General features: G+C 60.5%; 14 protein-coding genes. 2 read left to right on the top strand and 12 right to left on the bottom strand.

Annotated elements, in window-relative coordinates; translation table 11 throughout:
• Positions 1-64 precede the first annotated feature (64 nt).
• Entirely contained in the window at positions 65-1,012 is a 948-nt protein-coding gene (locus tag NW862_RS10890) for a UDP-glucuronic acid decarboxylase family protein (RefSeq protein ID WP_414334542.1), read from the bottom strand.
• Positions 1,009-2,445, bottom strand: a complete 1,437-nt coding sequence (locus NW862_RS10885) for a UDP-glucose dehydrogenase family protein (RefSeq protein WP_414427172.1) — start codon at positions 2,443-2,445, stop codon at positions 1,009-1,011. The genes NW862_RS10890 and NW862_RS10885 overlap by 4 nt, the downstream gene beginning before the upstream one ends.
• A gap of 145 nt (positions 2,446-2,590) precedes the next feature.
• On the opposite strand from NW862_RS10885, the gene NW862_RS10880 reads away from it, so the two are divergent.
• Positions 2,591-3,502 carry a cation diffusion facilitator family transporter gene (locus NW862_RS10880; RefSeq protein ID WP_414348954.1) on the top strand — a complete coding sequence of 304 codons (912 nt, stop codon included), beginning with the start codon at positions 2,591-2,593 and terminating at the stop codon, positions 3,500-3,502.
• A gap of 76 nt (positions 3,503-3,578) precedes the next feature.
• On the opposite strand, the gene NW862_RS10875 is transcribed toward NW862_RS10880, so the two are convergent.
• The 7 genes from NW862_RS10875 to NW862_RS10845 form a co-directional block, all read right to left on the bottom strand.
• Positions 3,579-4,667 carry a metallophosphoesterase family protein gene (locus NW862_RS10875; RefSeq protein WP_414427171.1) on the bottom strand — a complete coding sequence of 363 codons (1,089 nt, stop codon included), beginning with the start codon at positions 4,665-4,667 and terminating at the stop codon, positions 3,579-3,581.
• Positions 4,668-4,841: 174 nt separating this feature from the next.
• Positions 4,842-10,148, bottom strand: coding sequence for a response regulator (locus tag NW862_RS10870; RefSeq protein ID WP_414427170.1), 5,307 nt, complete (start codon positions 10,146-10,148; stop codon positions 4,842-4,844).
• A 174-nt stretch (positions 10,149-10,322) separates the two neighbouring features.
• Positions 10,323-12,797, bottom strand: a complete 2,475-nt coding sequence (locus NW862_RS10865) for a methyl-accepting chemotaxis protein (RefSeq protein ID WP_414348951.1) — start codon at positions 12,795-12,797, stop codon at positions 10,323-10,325.
• 309 nt (positions 12,798-13,106) lie between these two features.
• Positions 13,107-13,625, bottom strand: coding sequence for a CheW domain-containing protein (locus NW862_RS10860; RefSeq protein ID WP_414334530.1), 519 nt, complete (start codon positions 13,623-13,625; stop codon positions 13,107-13,109).
• 111 nt (positions 13,626-13,736) lie between these two features.
• A complete protein-coding gene (locus NW862_RS10855; protein ID WP_414334529.1) occupies positions 13,737-14,102 on the bottom strand; it encodes a response regulator transcription factor in 366 nt (121 codons plus the stop codon).
• Positions 14,099-14,485: a response regulator gene (locus NW862_RS10850; protein ID WP_414334547.1), complete on the bottom strand. Its 387-nt coding sequence runs from the start codon at positions 14,483-14,485 to the stop codon at positions 14,099-14,101. Before NW862_RS10850 ends, NW862_RS10855 begins: the two co-directional genes overlap by 4 nt.
• A 207-nt stretch (positions 14,486-14,692) precedes the next feature.
• On the bottom strand, positions 14,693-15,835 hold the full coding sequence (locus NW862_RS10845) for a response regulator (RefSeq protein WP_414334527.1): 1,143 nt from the start codon (positions 15,833-15,835) through the stop codon (positions 14,693-14,695).
• A 178-nt stretch (positions 15,836-16,013) separates the two neighbouring features.
• On the opposite strand from NW862_RS10845, the gene NW862_RS10840 reads away from it, so the two are divergent.
• A complete protein-coding gene (locus tag NW862_RS10840) occupies positions 16,014-16,298 on the top strand; it encodes a YggT family protein (RefSeq protein ID WP_414334526.1) in 285 nt (94 codons plus the stop codon).
• 19 nt (positions 16,299-16,317) lie between these two features.
• Here NW862_RS10840 and NW862_RS10835 read toward each other — a convergent pair whose 3' ends face one another.
• From NW862_RS10835 to NW862_RS10825, 3 genes are all read right to left on the bottom strand, one after another.
• Positions 16,318-17,412: an electron transfer flavoprotein subunit alpha/FixB family protein gene (locus NW862_RS10835; protein ID WP_414334524.1), complete on the bottom strand. Its 1,095-nt coding sequence runs from the start codon at positions 17,410-17,412 to the stop codon at positions 16,318-16,320.
• Between the two features lie 167 nt (positions 17,413-17,579).
• Positions 17,580-18,404 carry an electron transfer flavoprotein subunit beta/FixA family protein gene (locus NW862_RS10830; protein WP_414334522.1) on the bottom strand — a complete coding sequence of 275 codons (825 nt, stop codon included), beginning with the start codon at positions 18,402-18,404 and terminating at the stop codon, positions 17,580-17,582.
• Positions 18,405-18,556: 152 nt separating this feature from the next.
• Positions 18,557-19,216, bottom strand: a 660-nt coding sequence (locus NW862_RS10825; protein ID WP_414427169.1) for an RNA-guided endonuclease InsQ/TnpB family protein, incomplete at its 5' end; no start/stop codon positions are given.

Raw genomic sequence — 19,216 nt, 5'->3', positions numbered from 1 at the left:
TAGCCGCGTTCCTAATGGGCTCTCTCAGGATACATCAAAAAAACTTGTTCAGTTTGACCTCAACTTACTCCAGCCCTAGCCGCCGACGAAAGTAGGGGATGGTTAGCTCCAGGCCAACCTGCAGGGGGATCTGGGGATCCCAGCCCAACAGGGTGCGGGCTTTGCGGATATCGGGCCGGCGCTGCTTGGGATCGTCGGTCGGCAGGGGCCGGTGGACGATGGGGGAAGGACTGCCGGTGAGGGCCAAGACCTGCTGCGCCAGCTCCAGGATGGTGAACTCCTGCGGGTTGCCCAGGTTAAAGGGGCCGGGATAGGGGCCGTTCATCAGGCGCACCAGGCCTTCGATGAGGTCGGCGATGTAGCAGAAGCTGCGGGTCTGGGATCCATCCCCATAGACGGTGAGGGGATCCCTGCGCAGCGCCTGGACGATGAAGTTGCTGACCACGCGGCCATCATCCTCCCGCATGGCCGGCCCATAGGTGTTGAAGATGCGGGCGACGCGGATCTCCGTCTGGTGTTGCCGCTGCCAGTCAAAAGTCAGGGTTTCGGCCAGGCGCTTCGACTCGTCGTAGCAGGCCCGCGGGCCGATGGGGTTGACATAGCCCCAATAGTCCTCCGGCTGGGGGTGCACCTGGGGATCCCCGTACACTTCTGAAGTCGAGGCCAGCAGGAACCTGGATCCTGTTTTCTGGGCCAGCTCCAGCAGGTGGTAGGTGCCCCAGACACCGGTGCGGATGGTGTGGATGGGATCCGCCTGGTAGTGGGGCGGCGAGGCGGGACAGGCCAGGTGGTAGATTTGCTGGATACCGGCTTTTTCCAGCTCCGGCGGCAGCGGCTCGGCCACATCGTGCCACAGCAAAGTAAAGGCGGGGTTGTCGCGGTGGGCCTGTACGTTCTCCTCCCGCCCCGTGTAGCCGTTATCGAGGCAGATAACTGCGTGGCCTTCTTGCAGAAGGCGGCCGACCAGATGGGAGCCGATAAATCCCAAACCACCCGTGACCAGGATCTTCACCAGCCCACTCCAATCAAGGTGATACCCGCCTGTTGAACGGCCTGCCGGTCAAGGCAATTGCGGCCATCGATCAGCAAAGGCCGCCGCATCAGCTCGGCAAGGTGCCGGTAATCCAGCGACAAAAACTCCGGCCACTCGGTCACCAGCACCAGGGCGTCGCAGTCCTGGGCCAGGCGAAACACATCCGTTTCCACTATCACGTGGGCCAGGCCCTCCCGCATCCCCGAAGCCGACACAATGGGATCATACGCTTTCACCTTGGCCCCCAGCCGGTGGAGCTGCTCGATCAACGTCAGAGAGGGGGCATCCCGCAGGTCATCGGTGTGGGGCTTAAAGGTGAGGCCCAAAAGGCCAATGGTCTTGCCCTTGAGCACCTTGAGGGCTTGCTGCAGCTTTTCCACCAGGCGCTGCCGCTGCTCGCAGTTGACCTCGACACTAGCCCGCAACAGCTTGGCCTCATAGCCGTAGTCAGCAGCTGTTTGAATGAGAGCTGACAGATCCTTGGGGAAGCAGCTCCCTCCCCAGCCTATACCGGCGTTGAGAAAGGCGCGGCCAATGCGCTTATCGAGGCCGATCCCTGTTGCCACCTGGGTGATGTCGGCACCGGTGCGCTCACAGATGTTGGCGATCTCGTTGATGAAGCTGATCTTGGTGGCCAAGAAGGCGTTGGCGGCATATTTGATCATCTCGGCGGAGGCCAAGTCGGTAACCAGTAAAGGCACGGGATCCCCACCCAAGCCCTGCTGGCGGCTGAGGATGGGCTCGTAAAGCCGCCGCAGGATCTCGATGGCGCGGGGGCTGTTGGAGCCAATCACGATGCGATCCGGGTAGAAGGTATCCTGGATGGCGCTGCCCTCTCGCAAAAACTCAGGGTTGCTGACCACGTCAAACTGAGGTGTCCGAGGAGAGATTTGCAAAGCCAGGGATCCTCTGGAGAAAGGAGTTGCCTCCCGATCTCCCCCAGAGAGCAGTTCGCTCTCTTCCCGGCTGCCCAGGCGCTGCTTGGCCGCCCCAGCAGCCCCATCCAAGATAAGCATGCGCACCCAGTCGCCGGAACCAATGGGGACGGTAGACTTGTTGACAATAACCCGGTAGCGGTCGTCCAGGTGCTGGCCGATCTCCCGCGCCACGGCCTCCACGTAGCGCAGATCCGGCTCGCCGCTGGGCAAAGCCGGCGTGCCTACAGCAATGAAGATGACTTCGCTGACCTGCACCGCCAAGCTCAGATCGGTGGTAAAGTGCAGCCGGCCAGCCTCGGCGCCTCCCCGCACCAGCTCTTCCAGCCCAGGCTCGTAGATGGGCAGGCGACCCCGTTGCAGCCCTTCAATTTTGACGGGGTTGTTGTCTACACAGATAACGCTGTGGCCCAGGTGAGCCAGACAGGCGCCGGTTACCAACCCCACATAGCCAGCTCCCACAACCGCCACGTCCATAGCCCGCTTCCCCCTCGCGTCGATGCTTGGTTCTAAAATACCCCGCCGACCGGGATCCCCTATCCTCAAGGGGAGGAAAGATAGCCTTGAACCCAAGCCGGTGGCAAAATAAAGCAGAACCGGCCTTCCTCTGAGCCTTTGGGCGGTGAGTTTCCCCGATTCTGCTGCCATAGCCGCTCGTCGTCAGCGCCAGGTGCAAAGGGTGCTGTACGTCACCTTGGGGCTGAATGTCCTGGTGTTTTCGGTCAAGTTGATCCTGGGATTGACGACGGGATCCCTGAGCTTGGTGGCCGATGCCCTGCACAGCTCCGCCGATAGCGCCAGCAACATTCTTGCCCTGCTGGCGGCCCGCTTTTCCTCGCCAGAGCCGGATGAGGAGCACCCCTACGGCCACAGCAAGTTTGAGGCCATCGGTGCCATGGGGATCGCCGCTTTTCTGGGGATGGCCAGCTTTGAGATCCTCAGCACAGCGGTGGGACGGTTTTTCGAGCCCCAGCCGCCGCTGCAGGTCGATGGACTGACCCTAACCCTAATGGTGGGTGTGCTGGGGATCAACCTCTTCGTGGCCTTCTATGAACGTTCCTGGGGCAAGGCTTTGTCCAGCTCGCTGCTCTTGGCCGATGCCCGCCATACCCTCAGCGATGTTTGGGTAACCCTGACGGTGCTGCTGGGACTGGCCGGGATCCACTACTGGGGGATCCCCTGGCTGGATCAGGTGCTGGCGGTGCCGGTGGGGCTGCTGGTGTTCTGGAGCGGCTGGGAAGTGTTACAAGAGAATATCCCTTTCCTCACCGACCGGGTGGCTATTCCGCCTAAGACCTTGCGGGAGCTGGTTCTCAGCCTGCCTGGAGTTCTGGACTGCCACGACATCACCTCCCGCGGCATCCCAGGGCAGATGATCTTTATCGAAATGCACATGGTGGTGGAGCCGCTGGACGTGGAGTCGGCCCATCGCATCACCGAAGCGGTGGAGCAACTGCTGCAGGAGCGCTACGGGCCGGTGCGGGTCACCATCCACCTAGAGCCCTACTCCCACATCGAGGGATCCCAACCCTAGGAATGTTTCCGAAAGAACAAACGGTACCGCTTCGCCAACTGCCAAATCCTGCAAAGGCCATTCTTTGCCCTGGTTCCTAAGAAATAGAAAAACCCCGAGGCAGCAAATGGAGCTGCGCCTGATTATCGGGTGGGCAGCGAAAACAACGGCTAAATCGCTCCAGGAATCGACCTGCCGGCTGTGGGAAGTCTGGAAAAGCGAGGTCTGGATCCCCGGCAGCTACCCCTGCCCAAAAGTGGCGCAATTGTGGGGCCAAGGCTTGGGCCTGCTCCAGGGGCAAATGCAGCGGCGCAGAGGTTAAAAACTTAACCACCACCGGTTCGCTGCGCTGACCCATCCACTCCCGCGAGAACGCCTGCAAATCGGGCCAACCGGGCAGGGATCCCACCCGGTAGCTTTGGATATGGACGTGGATCCCGGTCTCGCGATCCAGTCGGATCTCGACAAGGCGGTAGGGATGGGGAAAACTGACCAAAGAGCCGGTGGTAATGTCGTAAACCCCCCCTCGCCGGGCGATGTGCTGAATGTGCAAATGTCCGGTGAACACCAGTTGCACCCCGTAAGCTTGCAGCAGCCGCCGCAATTGAGAGGCATTCTCCAGCATGTAGCGACGGCCCCAGGGGTGGAGGGACTGCCCGCGCAGATGCTCGACCACGTTGTGGTGCACCATCAGCAGCACCAGCTCCTCTTCGGCTGCTGCCAATTCCTTTTCCAGCCAGGTCAGTTGTTCCGAAGTTAGACACCCCACCAACTGGCCCTGAGCATCAAAGTGGTTGGAATTGAGGCCGATCAAACGGATCCCTGGCTGCAACAGGCGGCTGTAATCCAAAGACCGCCCGTCCTCATAGCCAAAAGCTTGGTAGTAGCGGGGAAACTCTGGCAATGCCTCAAGCTGGGGCACATCGTGATTGCCGGGCACCACAAAAGCTGGGAAAGGTAAACGGGCCAGGCGCTCCGCCAACCAGGCGTGGTTTTCCGGTTCCCCATGCTGGGTCAGATCCCCCGGCAAAAGGAGAAAATCCAAAGGCAACTGCACCAGATGCTGCAAAACTTGTTCCAGAGCCGGGATGCTCACCTCCACCAAATGAAACCGGTTGGGGTGATCCCAAAGGGTGGAGGGAAGGGTGACGTGGGGATCGCTCACCACAGCAAAGCGAATCTGCACGGATTCCTCCCCTTGACAACACACCGGGGGATCAAGCACTTCTGTTATTCTGGCATCCATCACGGGATCCCTCTACTCAGCATGGGTGAGGCATATCGGCCTATACCGGGATCCCCATACCTTTGCTGGTCGTAGGGCCTACAACCCACTAGCGCGAACGGCACCCGCTAAGGCTCAGGGAGCGGGGCTAGGCGTCAACAACTGCTCCCCTTGCAACATGCGGGCGGCAGCGCTGAACAACTCTTCCTCCAAGTAGGGCTTGGTGAAGTAGGCAGTGGCTCCCAGCTCCCGGGCTGTCTGCCGGTGCCGTTCTGCCCCCCTTGAGGTAAGCATAGCTACCGGAATATGCTTGAGGTTGCTGTCTGCCCGTATGCGGGAGAGCAACTCCAGGCCGTCCATGCGCGGCATCTCGATGTCGCAGAAGATGAGATCGCAGCGCAAGCCACCGCGAAGCTTTTCCCAGGCGTCCTGTCCATCGCGGGCTTGCTCCACCCGGTAGCCCACCTTTTGGAAGGACATGGAGAGCAGCTCCCGCACCGCAATCGAGTCATCCACAATGAGCACCGTGGTTTGATGGGTTTCCTCGACACGTGGCTCCGCAGCGCGACGCTCTGCCCAGAGGCGGCTGAGATCGCGACGGCGGCCTTGGGCCATATCCACCAGTTCAAGGACATCAGCAATGGGCAGCACGCGACCATTGCCCAGCACCGTTGCCCCAGAAATGCCAGGTGGTTTGGGCACAGGCCCGCGCAATTGCTTGATCACGATTTCCTGCTCTTCCACAAAGCTGTCCACCTGCAGGGCAACATACTGGCCGGCACTTTGGAGGATGACGATGGGGATGATGCCCTCATCCTGGGCAACGCTGTAGACCTCGGAGCGGCTGCGGCTGTGGCTGCGGCTGTAGGACAACAGATTCGAGAGGGGTTGGAAGGGAAGGCGTTGATCCCGCCAGGGAATGGAGGGCCGCCCCTGCTCGTCCGGCTTCACCTCGTCGACAGGAACATCCAGCATTTCCTCCACACCGTCGAGAGGAAAGGCGATCAGAGCCTTGTCGCTGACACACACCATCGCCTTGGAAATGCTCAAGGTGAGCGGCAGGCGGATGGTGAAGGTGGTGCCCTTGCCGCGCACGGAATCCACTTGGATGCTGCCGCGCAGATCGGTGATGTTGCGGCGCACCACATCCAAGCCAACCCCCCGCCCGGCCAGGTCGTCCACCTCGCTGGCCTCGCGGCTGCTAAAGCCGGGGTGGAAGAGGACGTTGAATACTTCGTCTTCGGTTGCCTGCTCTGACAGCAGCCCCAGCCTTTGCGCCTTGGCCTTGATTTTCTCCACCGGGATCCCGGCGCCATCGTCGGCGACAACGATGATTGTCTGGTTGCCTTGGTAGAAGGCCCTGACGGTGATCTTGCCCTCAGGGGGCTTGCCCAAGCGGCGCCGCTCCTCAGGGGGCTCGATCCCGTGCACCAGGGCGTTGTTTACCAGGTGGGTCATCGGGTCGGAGAGCTCTTCCAGGATGGCTTTGTCGATGAGGGTGTCGCGGCCTTCCACCACCAGGCTGGCCTGTTTGCCCGTTTTGATGGAGAGATCACGGACGGCGCGGGGCAGGCGGTCGGCAATTTGCGCGAAGGGCACCATGCGCGCCCGGTTCAGGCCTTCTTGCAGTTGGGTGGTGACCTGGCGGAATTGGCGGGTGATCTGCTCTGCCTCATCGACGGCAAACTCGATGTCCGAGGAAGACTCGCGTACCCGCACGATGAGCTCAATGATCTCCTGGGCCAGAGTGTGGAAGGTCGTAAACTGATCCATCTCCAGCTTGTCGAACTCTTGGCCGGAAGAATGCCCTCGCCTGCTGTGTCCGGCTCCCTCGCCATTGCGACCGAAGCCCACCGTTACCGTGCCGCCATAGGCTGAGCCGCTGCGGCTGGAGAACAAAGCCGACTCCAACAGGGAGCGGTCGTACTGATCCCGCATGCGCTGGCCCAGATCCCCTAGTTGTTGCACACGGCCCAGTAGGCCATCCAGAAACTGGCGCAGGCGAGTTTGGTTTTGCTCCATGCTGTTGCGAATGACCACCAACTCTCCCACCAAGTTGTTGATGGAGTCGAGGTGGCGCACCTCCACCCGCATCACAGGGTTGCTGAGGGCAGATCGCCGTGTAGCCGGTGCCGTGGGGGCGGCTGTTGCTGGGGCGGCAGCGACAGCGGACGGAGAAGGTGCCGGCGCTGCTGCAGAGGCCTGGGGGGCGACCTCGAGATTGACTAGGAGGGATTCCAGTTGGGCTGCGAAATCGTCGGCAACCTCGCCGCTCACGGCTGCAGGGGATCCCACAATGGGAGCGATGAACTCTTCCAGCTCAGGAGGCACCGCTGGTTCGGCGGCATCGAAAAGGGCGGCCAAATCGTCCAAACTTGGGGTAGGAGAGACTTCCGGCGCTTCTTCCTCCGAGAGCTGGGTCTCGCTGCCAAGAACAGTCGCGCTCGGGGCAGCCAAGAGCTCATCCTCTGTGAACAGGCTTTCCAGTTGGCTTGCCAGATCCTCTTCTGCCGGCTGGGAAGCTCCGCCTTGCTCTGCAGCAGCTACAAGTGGTTCTGGCTCAGGCAGAGTCACTCCCTCCAGATTGCTCCCTTGCAAAGCCTCTGCCTCGCCCAGGAAGGTGGCAAGATCTGAGGGGATCCCTTCCTGGGCGGCCTCCCTTTCTGCAAAGAACCGGCTCAGCTCATCCAAATCCACCTCGCCATCCATGGCCGAGAGGGATCCGCCGGCTTCTAAGCTCAGGGCTTCGGTTTCGGTCTCCTCGGCAAATAGAGCATTGAGGCGGTCGAAGGAAAACTCTGGCGAGGGGGCAGTGCCCGCCAAATCGGTAGGCTGTGTTTCCCCAGAGAGCTCTTCTTCCTGGGCCGGGAACACCTCCTCCAACCAAGCCCCCTCCTGGGCGTCTGATGCTGCTGCCGGAGTCTCGCCGGCGAAGAGATCGCCTAGGCCCAGCTCGGCCTCGAAGTCTGGGGTTGCCGCTGCCATTGGCTCGCCAGCAGCAGCAAATTCCTCCAACGTCGGCAAGGATTCCTCGGCAAAGAGGTCTTCCAGTCGCTCAACCGCAGCCGGGCCAGAATCCGCAACATCAAAAGAGGGCTCAAAAGCAACATCAAAAAATCCAGAAGGTTCGCTTTCTTCCGGCATCGACCAGGCTTGATCGGCTGCAGGGGTGGAGAAAAGGCTCTCCCAGCTATCTTCGGCAGCCTCATCCGCAGCAGAGTCGGCCAACTCTGGGGATCCCATCTCCCCAGAATCCCAGTCTGCCGGGGTGGAAAAATCCTCCAGCCGAATATCGGCGGGGAATTCAGCCCAGAGATCCCCATCCCCGATGGCCTGCTGAAGGGGTGGGGACGGCTCAGCCGCCCAAAGATCCGCCACCGAATCCCCATCGGAAATGGCCCCAACGTCAGGGAGCTCGGGCATTTCCTGCAGGGGAACATTCTCTACGGAGAGTTCCTCGAGCTCAAACAACGCCTCCACTCCGGCACTTGCGGCTTCCTCTGGGGCAAAGTCAAACACCTCCTCTGCGATTTCTGCAGCAGCTTGGGCCGGCACTTCCTGTTGTGCAACCGTCCAGACGGCCTGGCTCGCTTCCTCAGCCCCTGTCAGCTCGGCAGGCTCTGCTGCCGCTTCACCCACCACTTCGGCAAACAGATCCGCCAGATCGGCCTCGACTCCCTCCTCCTCCAAGCTTGGGCTCGGTTCCGCAAAGGTCTGCAAGAAAGGCTCAGGAGAAGGGGGGATCAGCTCCGGCGGGAACTCCTCGATATCGGATAGCGCTTCTGCGTTGGCAAACAGCTCGTCAAAGGCCGAAGCGGCTTCTTCCTCCAGATCCAAGGGGGTGGCATGGAAGTCTTCCGCAACAGAGGCCAAGTTGGATCCCAGCCCATCCTCTTCTGGGTTTTCTGCCGGCACGGCGGCTGCTTCCCGGTCTTCCTCCCAGGCCGCTGCGGCCTCCGGCCAACTCAGATCTAGGCTCTCCTCTTGTGCAGGAGCGAGCAGGTTCTCTGAATCCAAAGCCGTGTCCATTTCCCAGAGGGATGCCGGCTGTTCCACCACTTGATCCCAGCTCGCTTCTGCGCTCTCCTGCTCCTGCAAGGATGTCTCGGCTTCTGGCATGGGCTCAGCTTCCCAGCTCCGATGGGGGGCAGCACTTGCTTCGGCAGGGATCCAAGCAGCCGCAGCCCAATCCTCTGGGGCATCTTCAGGTTGGGTAAACAGCGGCTCTGCCTCAGACTCCCCAGCAAGGCCAAGCTCGAAGAGCTTCGAGACCTCTGGCTCTTCGGGGGCTGCCGGCACAGGGCGGAAGGCCAGCAACTCTGCCGAGGGCTGGATGGTGTTTGCCGCTCCGCTGGCCAGAGCTTGGTGAGCTTGCTTCAGATCTCGCAGCACCGGCAGGGCCAGTTGTCGCAAGTTCTGGCCGGGATCCGCCAAAATCTCGACGATCAAGCGGGCTAAGTCTGTCCAGCCTCCCAGATCCAGAGCTGAGGACTGTCCCAAATCCTGCAAAGATTGCGCCAAAGCTTGCAGGGCCGGTCGGGTAGCTGGGTCGTCGGGACGTTTGAACAACTCCAGCATCTGGCGCAACAGAGCTGGGATCTGCTGATGCACCAGCACCTCCCAAGGATCCGGTGGGGCAGGGGGGGCGGCAGGGCGAGCCAGTTGTTGCAGTTCTGGAGAAGGGGCAACTTGTTCCGGCTGGCCGGCCAAAATGAGCTGCTGTCCCTGCTTCAAATCCCGCAGGGCGACCAAAGCCAACGTTCGCAGATCGGCGTCGGGGTTGCCCAGGGCTTGCCCGAAAGTTTCTGTCAACTGCTGCCAGCCCGCCAGATGATGAACTTGTCCGATCTCTTTGAGGACGGCGTTGGCCGCCACTAGCTGATCGCGAACGCCTGGCTGCTCCCCTCGCTTGAACAGCTCCAGCATCTGGCGCAACTGCTGCGGCACCACCTCTGCCATGTCCTGCTGCAGGGTACGGGCTGCCGGTGGCGAGACGGGAGCTGAGACAGGGCCCTCGCCCAGAAGATTTTGAATGTGCCTTTCGGTCTCTTGAAAAACCGGCTCCAATTCCGCCAGCGTGGTGTTGCCAACTTCTTCGGTGAGGCCGCGGGGGCTCTGTAGCTCCTCCAACAACATCGCAAGCCCATCAAAGGCCTGCAAGAGCAAAGTTTCCAGGTGCTGATCGACAGGCACTCCGCCGGGACGAGAGCGAAAGATGTTGAAAAAATCCTCCATGCGGTGGGCCGTCCGTTGGATGCTGGTGAGGCCCAGCATGGCGGCTCCCCCCTTGATGGAGTGAGCAGCCCGGAACAGCTCGTTGATCAGCTCAGGATCGCTCATGCTGTCGCGCAGGCTGAGGAGCCCTTGCTCGATCGTTGCCAAGTGGTCGCGGGCTTCTTCAATGAAATAACTGAGGATCCGCTTCTGTGCTTCTTCGTTCATGGCAGGAGGCCCTTCCTACAGCCCACAAGTATGCATCAGTGATAACAGACCGACCAGGCTGAGCAAAGCGTTTGGCCAATGTTGCAAAGGGGGATCCCAGTGCCGTGGAAGAGCGGGGACTTCTCGTCCCTGGGATCCTTAGTCCCTAGAATGCCCTCAAAAAAGCAGATTTGCTCATTCATCCCCCACCCGGAAGCGACCGACGGAAGCCTGCAGCTCACGGGCAATGCTCACCAACTGTTGCAGCGAAGTCGCCACCTTCTGCGCCTCCTTGGAAGTCTCGTTGGCGGTCAACTCCACCGATTGCATCAACTGCGCCACCGAGCGAGAGGTTTCCGTCTGTTGCACAGTGGCCTGAGAAATCGCCCGCACCAATTCGTCGATGCGGCGACTGACCTCGATGATTTCGTCCAGGCTGTTCTTGGCCTGCTCGGCCCGCCGTGTCCCCTCGATCACCAGTTGGGTGCCCTCTTCCATGGCCGTCATCACGTTGCCGGTTTCCGATTGGATCTGCAACACAATCTGCTCGATTTCCTTCGAGGCCTTGGCGGCTCGGTCGGCCAGTTGTCGCACCTCATCGGCCACGATGGCAAAGCCCCGTCCCGATTCCCCGGCTCGGGCGGCCTCAATACTGGCGTTCAAGGCGAGCAGGTTGGTGCGCGAGGCAATTTGTGAAATCAAGGCCACGATCTTGGAGATTTCCTGCGAGGACTCCGCCAAGCGCTTCACCTTGCGGGTGGTTTCCGCCACCGTTTCCCGGATCTCCAGGATGCCGCTGACCGTCCGATCCACCGCTTCTCCACCGCGAGAGGCTGCTTCTGTGGCTTGGGCGGTCACGTTGGCCGCCTCGCGGGCGTTGCTGGCCACCTCTTGAATGGACTCCGTCATCTCCTGAATGGAGTTGAGGGAGTTGGAAATCTCCTCCGCCTGGCGCAAGGCATCGGCGGAGAGGCTGCGGGCAAAGTCCTCATTCTGCAAGGCGGCATCGTTCACGGCGGCGGCGGCCCGCTTCACCTGGCTGACAATGTCTCGCAGACTGCGAATGGTCAGGTTGAAGGAGTCGGCCACCGCCCCCAGCACATCGGCAGTCACCTCTGCCCGCACGGTTAGATCCCCACGGGCAGCCCCTTCCACGTCGTCCAACAGGCGAATCACCTGGCGCTGGAGGTCTTCCTTAGCTTGCCCCTGCTCGGCAGCCCGCTGGTTCAGTTCTGTGAAGGTGGCCTCAATGGCAGCCGCCATCTGGTTGAAGCTGTCGGCCAAGCGCCCCAGCTCATCAGGGGCATTGACTGTGGCTCGTACTGAGTAATTCCCCTGGGCCAAGGCGGCAAAGTGGCCAGCCAGCTCTTGGGCGGCGGAGCGAAGGTGTTTGGCACTACTGGCCCCAAGTACAACCCCGGCTACCGTGCCGACCACCCCACCTCCGATGACGCCGGCCATCAAGCGAGCTCCCCCATTGGCCGGGATCCCCAGGCCAATCGCCAGCCCGGCAGCCAAACTCACCGCTCCTTGGATCAGCGCCGTGGCCAATTGCCGATCGGCAAGCGGGCGGTTGGCGAGCCCGGCAGATGTTCTTGTCCCTGCTTCGCCTGCACCAGGAAGGGGAATCGAGGCAGTGGGCAGGCCTTGAGGCTGCAAAACTTGGGCTGCTCCGCCGGCCATCTCTGCCGCCATCCCGGCCATCCCCTCGGTCGCCCCCTCATCTGGGTAGAAGACCGGCTCGCCGCCCTCCATGCCGGCCAGTTCGCGATCCAGGCTGTCCAGCTCGTCAAGATCGAAAAGGGCAGAGCCGGGACTGGCTGTGTCTTCATCGGGGGCAGGGATCGGCTCGCTCATGGGCGCGGCCAATTCCGTCGGCAGGCCCTCATCCAGGGATCCCCCTCCCTCCTCCTCAAAGCCGGGTAGGGACAAGCCCATCTCTTCGGGAAAATCTGCATCGCCGGCCAACTGCGTAATGGAGTCGGAGTCGCCTTCCAGGGCTTGCAAGTGCTCTCGGTCGAACTCGTTCAGGAAGGCAAAGTCATCCTCGACCACCGGATCGGTGTGAGGCCTGCTCTCTTGCGCACTTACCCGCCCCGAAATGGCCGGCGGCGTCACCCGCGGATGGGTTGGCAGCTGGTAAGATGGGAACAACGGCTCGGCCTCCGGCATCTGCAGCCCGGTCTCAAAGGGATCCTCGAATCCGCCTTCCTCAGCCAAAACATCCCCAGCGGCGGCAAAGGGGTCGCCTGCCATTGAGAAGGGATCCACTTCCTCTTCCCTGCTCTCCTCAAACTGCAGGAAGGGATCGGCGGCGGGGGACTCATCCGCCAACCCCTCTTGCGAGCGAAGCTCGTCCACTGCTTCTGAGGAGTCGGGCATGTCCGCCAGCTCCGGTGCCATTTGCAGCAGCTCCTCCAGCCCCTTGCGGGCCGACTCCAGCTCGTCGGGATCACTGGCCGTCTGTAGGATGGTGCTGTAGGTGTGGCGAGCTTCCAGCAACAGCCCGGCTTGCCTTTGGGCCGAAGCCAGCAGCAACTTGACGGCGGTATCCTGTGGCTGAGCAGCGGCCACTTGGTTCAACAACCGTACTGCCTGAACGTAGTCTCCCTGCCAAAAGGCGACCATTGCCTCGGTGAAGTCTCTCTGAGTGTTCGCGCTCGAAACCATGGATCCTCCCTTCCCTGCTTGGTTAGCTCTGTTCACGCTTCAACGCAGATGCCAACGGAACGCCCCCCAACACCAACACCTTCATCTCAGATACTATGTATGTAGGCTATTTCTCCCTCTGCCCATAGCGAGTACAAGAACACGTTTTTGCCGCCATCTCCCGATATAGCTGTCAAGGCAACCCCACCTTCACCAGGCTTGGCGCGCACTTTGGACAAGACCGGCTTTCCCCATTGTGAAGGAAGCCAGCCTGGCTCTTTGATAGGAACTATACACTCTCTTTTTGCCAAGTTCACAGAGGACTGCCTGTTAACTCCAACGATTGGATCTGAGGATGGCCGACTGATCCAGCAATGGCAGGCGGGATCCCGTCTCGGGCACCACCCATTCCCCTCGCAAGAAGGGAGCCATCGACTCAGGAGCCACGAGAACAGGCCGCACCGATTCCGTCTTCAGCCACTCCATGCCCACAATTGAATCCACGGCCAGGCCCATCAGCAAATCCTGTTGATCCATCACGGCCACCACAGGGAGCTCGGCGCGGTCGAGGTTGAGGGGCGGGCTGATCCCCAAAAATTGCCCCAGATCCGCAACCCAAATGATTTCGCCCCGCAAGTTTAGAGTGCCCAGCAGAACTGGCGCGACATTCGGCATGGGGGTAATTTTCTCGGGGCCGATGCTTATCACCTCCACAACCGCTACCGCCGGCAGCGCAAATTCTTCTCCGGTGGCGACCTTGAATTTCAGGAATAGCTCACCTTCGGGAGCCTCCATTTCCTGCAATTCTTGGGTCTCATCCCCCATCAACAGATCCAGATCCCCCAGCATGATGCTCCCCCGTATCGATGGTCTTGTGGAGGGGTGGCCGCCCCTCCCTTGCCCAGGGCCTAGAGCCCTTCTGGGCTCTGCCAGCAGGCATAGAAGCGGGATGGGCGGTTCCTAGCCTCTCAGTAATTGCTTAATCGTACCCACCAGTTCCTGCGGCTGGAAAGGCTTGGCAATGTAGGCATCTGCTCCCTGGCGGATCCCCCAGTAGCGGTCGAATTCTTCGCCCTTGGAGGAACACATGACGATCGGGGTTTTTTGGGTGAGCGGATCGGCCTTGAGGAGACGGCACACCTCGTAGCCATTCATCCGCGGCATAACGATGTCGAGCACAATCAGATCGGGCTTGCTTTGCTTCACCGCCTCTACGGCTTCCACCCCATCTCCCACCGTCATCACCTCAAAGCCATTCTCCTGCAGCAACTTGCCGATCATCTCTCGCTGCGATTGACTGTCTTCCACCACCAAAACGCGACTCATTTTTGGCCGGTCTCCTTGATCTCCCGCAACTGCTGTTTGATGGTAGCCAATAGCTCTTGAGGCTTGAAGGGCTTGGTTACATAGGCATCCGCTCGATTGCGCTTGGCCCACTCGATATCAAAGGCTTGATCTTTGGTGGAACACACGACAATGCGGATGTGCTTGGTGCTTTCATCTCCCTTCACTTCCCGGCACACTTCGTAGCCGTTCATGCGGGGCATGACGATGTCCAGCACCACCACGTCAGGCTTCTGCTGACGAATGATGTCCATCGCCTCCACACCGTCCATGGCTGTGGAGACTTCCAACCCGCTCTCGGAGAGCAAACTGGAAATGGTCTCCAGATAGGTACGGTTGTCATCCACCACCAGCACTTTGCTCATGGTCATCTCGCTCCTGTTGTGTTTCGCGGGTCTGGTTGACCCTAGGGGCCACCTCAACCGAGATTTTGTCTTTCGACGCTTTTGGCCACACCTGGCCTTGTGGCCGTGGCTAATCCTATTTTTCGGCGTGGTTACTCCTCTGTCCAGTATTCCGCCTGCTCAGCCTTGTTCTCGATTTGGATTGATTGGGACTTGGCTACCCCGTGCCTATTCGCCGCCGCCCCGCTTGGGAGGTGGGCCCACATAAGATTCGACGACGGTCAACAACTCCTTCTCGGAGAAGGGCTTGCTGAGAAACTCGTTGGCCCCGGCCATGCGCGCCTTGATCCGGTCGGTGAAGCCGTCCTTGCCGGTGAGCATGATCATGGGGGTTTCGCGGAACTGGCTGGATTTGCGCAACATGGCGCACAGCTCGTACCCATCCAGCTTGGGCATGGCCACATCGCAGAGGATCATGTCGGGATTGAGGAGAAACACCTGTCCTAGGGCTTTGAGGGGGTTGCCGATGGTGGTGACCTGGTAGCCCTCGTTTTGCAGGATGAACTCCACGGTTTTTTGGATGGCCATGGAGTCGTCGATACAAAGGATGTGGCTGGGCTTGTCGCCGGCTTTGAGGGGACGGCTGTGCTGGGGCTCGGCAATCAGGACGGGCTCGGAGAGGTGAATCGCCCCTTGGCGAACATAGGGATAGATGGCCTTGGCCACTGCCAGGGTATCTCGGCCCAGGTAGCGACCCATCTGGCGAATGCTGGTTTTGCCGTCGGACCACTCGCTCAGGGCTTTGAAGACGGGGGCGGGCAGGGTTTGCTGGAGGGGGAGGGGGTTGACGATGGTGGGGGCTTGGTTGGGAGCCTGGATATAGGGATGTAGCTTTTTCCACTCCTGCACCTGGGTGACCATCTCGGTGAGCAGGGGGGTGACGGGGAAGGTGGTCAACTGGGGGGCCAAGGGGGATCCAGCCTCGAAAATGAAGGAGCCCTGGTGGAGGCTGAGCAGGTCGAAGAGGACTTCCCGCACCATGCCCAGCAGGATCTGCTTGCCTTGGCTGGGGTTGAGCTTGTGGTTTTCCAGCAAAGACCAGAGGCGGTTGTACTCGGGGGCATTGACCGCAGCTTTGGGAGGGATCTGAATTTCGTCTAGGGCGGCTTCCAGCTTGAGGCGGCGCAGGTAGTCTTTGAGGCGGGTGATGTTGCCTTCGCTTTCGGAGGCGTAGATGATTCGCCCATTTAGGAAAAAGACGAACCAGTAGGCGGAGCGGCTGGCCTCTACGAAAAGTTCACCGGTGCGCTGGCCCAACTCGATCAGTTGAAGGATGCTGCGGATATCGATCTCTTGTAATCTTCCCTGCATGGGATCCCTGCCTGGAGTCAGCAAGATACGACCATTATGACGCTAGTCTCTAATGGCTGCCGCCCTGCTTGTAGGACTATTTTGGAAACGGAGTTAAAGTTTTAAAAAGTTGGGGTTAAGCTTAGAGCCGAGTGCCTGCATTCCGAGTATCCTCTAGAGCCTGGTTCCTGCAAGACGTATGCTGCCGCAATTCACTGCCTGGGTGCTGGGTCCGCTATTGGCGATCTACACCGTCCTGTTTGTGCTGCGCATTTTCCTGTCTTGGTATCCGCAACTGGATACTTCCCGGCTGCCCTACTCCCTGGTGGTCGGCCTGACGGAGTTTCTGTTGCGCCCGACGCGCCGCCTGATCCCGCCGCTGGGGGGGGTGGACATGGCGCCTGTGGTGTGGGTGGGCCTGGTAACCCTGTTGCGGGAGCTGTTGCTGGGGCAGCAGGGGCTGCTGACGATGGCTCTGCACTAGGGCGTTTCCCTGGATCTGCTCAGCGACTTTGCAAGAGAGGGATCCGCTCGTCGGCCCCTTCCCGGATCTCCTCCTGTCTCTGTTGCAGTTGCCGGATCAGCTCCGGCACCACCTGGTAGAGATCCCCGACGATGCCGTAGTGGGCAAATTTGAAGATGGGGGCGGCGCTGTCTTTGTTGATGGCGATGATGGTCTGGGACTTGTCCATGCCGACGCGGTGTTGGATGGCGCCGGAAATGCCGCAGGCGATGTAGAGCTGGGGGCGAACGGTTTTGCCGGTTTGCCCCACCTGGTGGGCATAGGGGATCCAGCCGGCATCCACAGCCTTGCGGGAAGAACCGACGGCGCTGTTGGGGAAACAGGCGGCCAGCGCTCTCATCAGCTCGAAGCCTTCTGGGGATCCCAGCCCGTAGCCGCCGGAAACGATCACTTTGGCCCGCGTCAGATCTACGGCCTGGGAGAGGTTGCGCACCGTTTCCACAATGTGCAGCTTGAGATCCTCCGGCTCCAAGTTGACCGGCACCGGGATCACTTCCCCTTGGCGGGAGCCGTCCCACGGCAAGGGCAGCATCACGCCGGGGCGCACGGTGGCCATTTGCGGGTTTTTCCAGGGGCCGAGGATGCGGGCCTTGAGGGACTCGCCAAAGCTGGGCCGAATGGCGTACAGGCATTCGGGGAAGAGGCCGGACTTGCTGGGATCCCGGCTGTTGCTATACTCGAAGGGGCCGATGTCGAGCTCGGTGCAGTCGGCGGTCAGGCCGGTTTCCAGGTGGGCGGCCAGACGGGGGGCTAGGTCCCGACCGGTGGTGGTGGATCCCAGCAGGATGGTGTGGGGTGGCTGGGGCCAGCTTTTGAGCAAGTCCAGGATAACGCGGCGGTAGGGCAGGGTGCGGTATTCGGCCAACTCGGGGTGGTCGGCGATGAAGACCTGATCCGCCCCGTGGCCGATCAGGATCGGGGGCAGGTGAGCGATGTTGTGGCCGAGGACGAGGGCACTCAGGGTAGCTTCCAGCTTGTCGGCCAGCCGTCGCCCCGCTCCCAACAGCTCCAGGCCGATGGGCTGCAACTCACCCTTGACCTGCTCGGCGAAGACCACTATCCGCTTATGATCCATAGAACCGTGACTCCTGAATTGAGATTGGGTCGAGGGCAATCTCATCTGTTGCGACGAGGTGAAGCAAAGTTTCTCCGGGTCAACTTTGTCAGCTTTTCACCGCCTAAAACCGAAAGCTTTCGCCAGCCACTCTGGGGCCGATAGGAGAGGGGACTTGGCCAACAGGACTAGGAAGTTGCAGCGCAGCGGAAGAGGTCAACGGCCTGCGTCAGTTGGCTGATCAGTTGAGGAACGGGCTGCCCTTGAAAGACCTGACAGTTGCCGCCGATTTCCCCTACTTTTTCGGTGGCGGCCACGATGGTCGGGGATCCCTGGAGGCCGCAGCGCTTTGGATCGGCCCCCACATCGTCCAGGTTGAGAATCTGGATGGCCTCGGCCCGTGCCGCCTCATCCCGCATCAACCGCTGCACCCGCTGCACGCCGCGTAGGGTGGGATAGGCCAGGCGCCGCGCCGAATTGGCCACCGTAATTAAAACCGGCAGCGGCACCGTCACCGTCTGGGATCCCCCTTCGATGGCCCGCCGCGCCACCAGAATCCCATCGCGGATCTCAAAGGCCTCGCAATAGGTAACCTGAGGGATCCCCAGCCGCTCGGCCAACTGGGGCCCCACCTGGGCCGTGTCGCCGTCGGTGGTCTGCAGCCCGCAGAAGATGACATCGGGCCGGCCCGCATAGCGAACCGTGTGGGCCAGGGTGTAGGCAGTGGCCAAGGTATCCGAAGCGGCCAGGCGGCGGTCGGTCATCAAAATGCCCCGATCCACGCCGTGGGCAATGGCCTCGTAGAGCACCTCGATGGCCGGCGGTGGCCCCATCGTGATCGCTGTCACCCTCGCCCCATGTTGCCGTTTGGTTTGCAGGGCCGCTTCCAGCGCATAGCGATCGAAGGGGTTCAGCATCCGCTTGGCCTTGGCCCGGTCGATCGTGCCGTCACTGTTGATGCCGGCTTTGGCATTTTGATCGGGAACTTGCTTAATTAGGACAAAAGTTTCCAAGGATATCAGCTCCCTAGCGATCCCCTCCAGACTAAGAGGGATCCCTAGGCAGCAGAAACTTATTCAGCTTTTTTTCGGGATCGGAAACGGTGAGCACTCTGATGAGCACTCTTCAGTCGCCTTTCTCAGCACATCAGTTGCTCAAGTATGAACTACCCCACCGCGCAGGCGGGTGGGGTTTCCCCATCCGCTTTACGGCGAGATTTTTGTCTCTTCCTCTGCCCCAGTTGCTTCATGGATCCCGTGTACCGGGTCTCTGAAGTAGAGCTGAAGCATCCAAGACTCACGAGGCTGGTTCCCAGCCCCGGTTGCTGATTAGTGGCAACGTTGTACAGTATCATCACCGTCCCCCTGTCCCTCTCTATCGCAAAACCACAAGCAGGGCAGACATGGTAGCGATTACTCAGGTCTGCCCACTCCTTGTGAATCGCATCACACTTCGGACAGCGCTGAGACGGCTTAAGGGTTTGCGTGGGAAGAAACAAGACCAAACCGCCCTTCTGCTCAATTTTGTAGGTCAGCAGCCGGTTGAGGGTTGCAAAACCTACCGACAAAATAGACTTGTTTAGTCCGGCCTTGCGCTTCTTCCCTTTACCCTTAGCTTTACGGGTCATGTTCTTGACGTTGAGCTTTTCAGTTACCCCGATGTCATAACGACGCGCAATCTCTGAGGTAACCTTATGTTGCCAGTCTTTACGCTGACGGGCAACCTTGGCTTGGAGCTTAGCCTCTAGCCGGTTGATTTTCTTCCATCTCCTAGAAGCCTTCACCCCCTTCCTGGGTGCACGCTTCCGCCGTTTGAGCTTGGCAAC

Origin of the sequence: Synechococcus sp. H55.8, from assembly GCF_047462375.1 — a bacterium.
Lineage (GTDB): Bacteria > Cyanobacteriota > Cyanobacteriia > Thermostichales > Thermostichaceae > Thermostichus.
The sequence above is the reverse complement of the archived record's forward strand: the minus strand, read 5'-3'. Positions and strand labels throughout refer to the sequence as shown.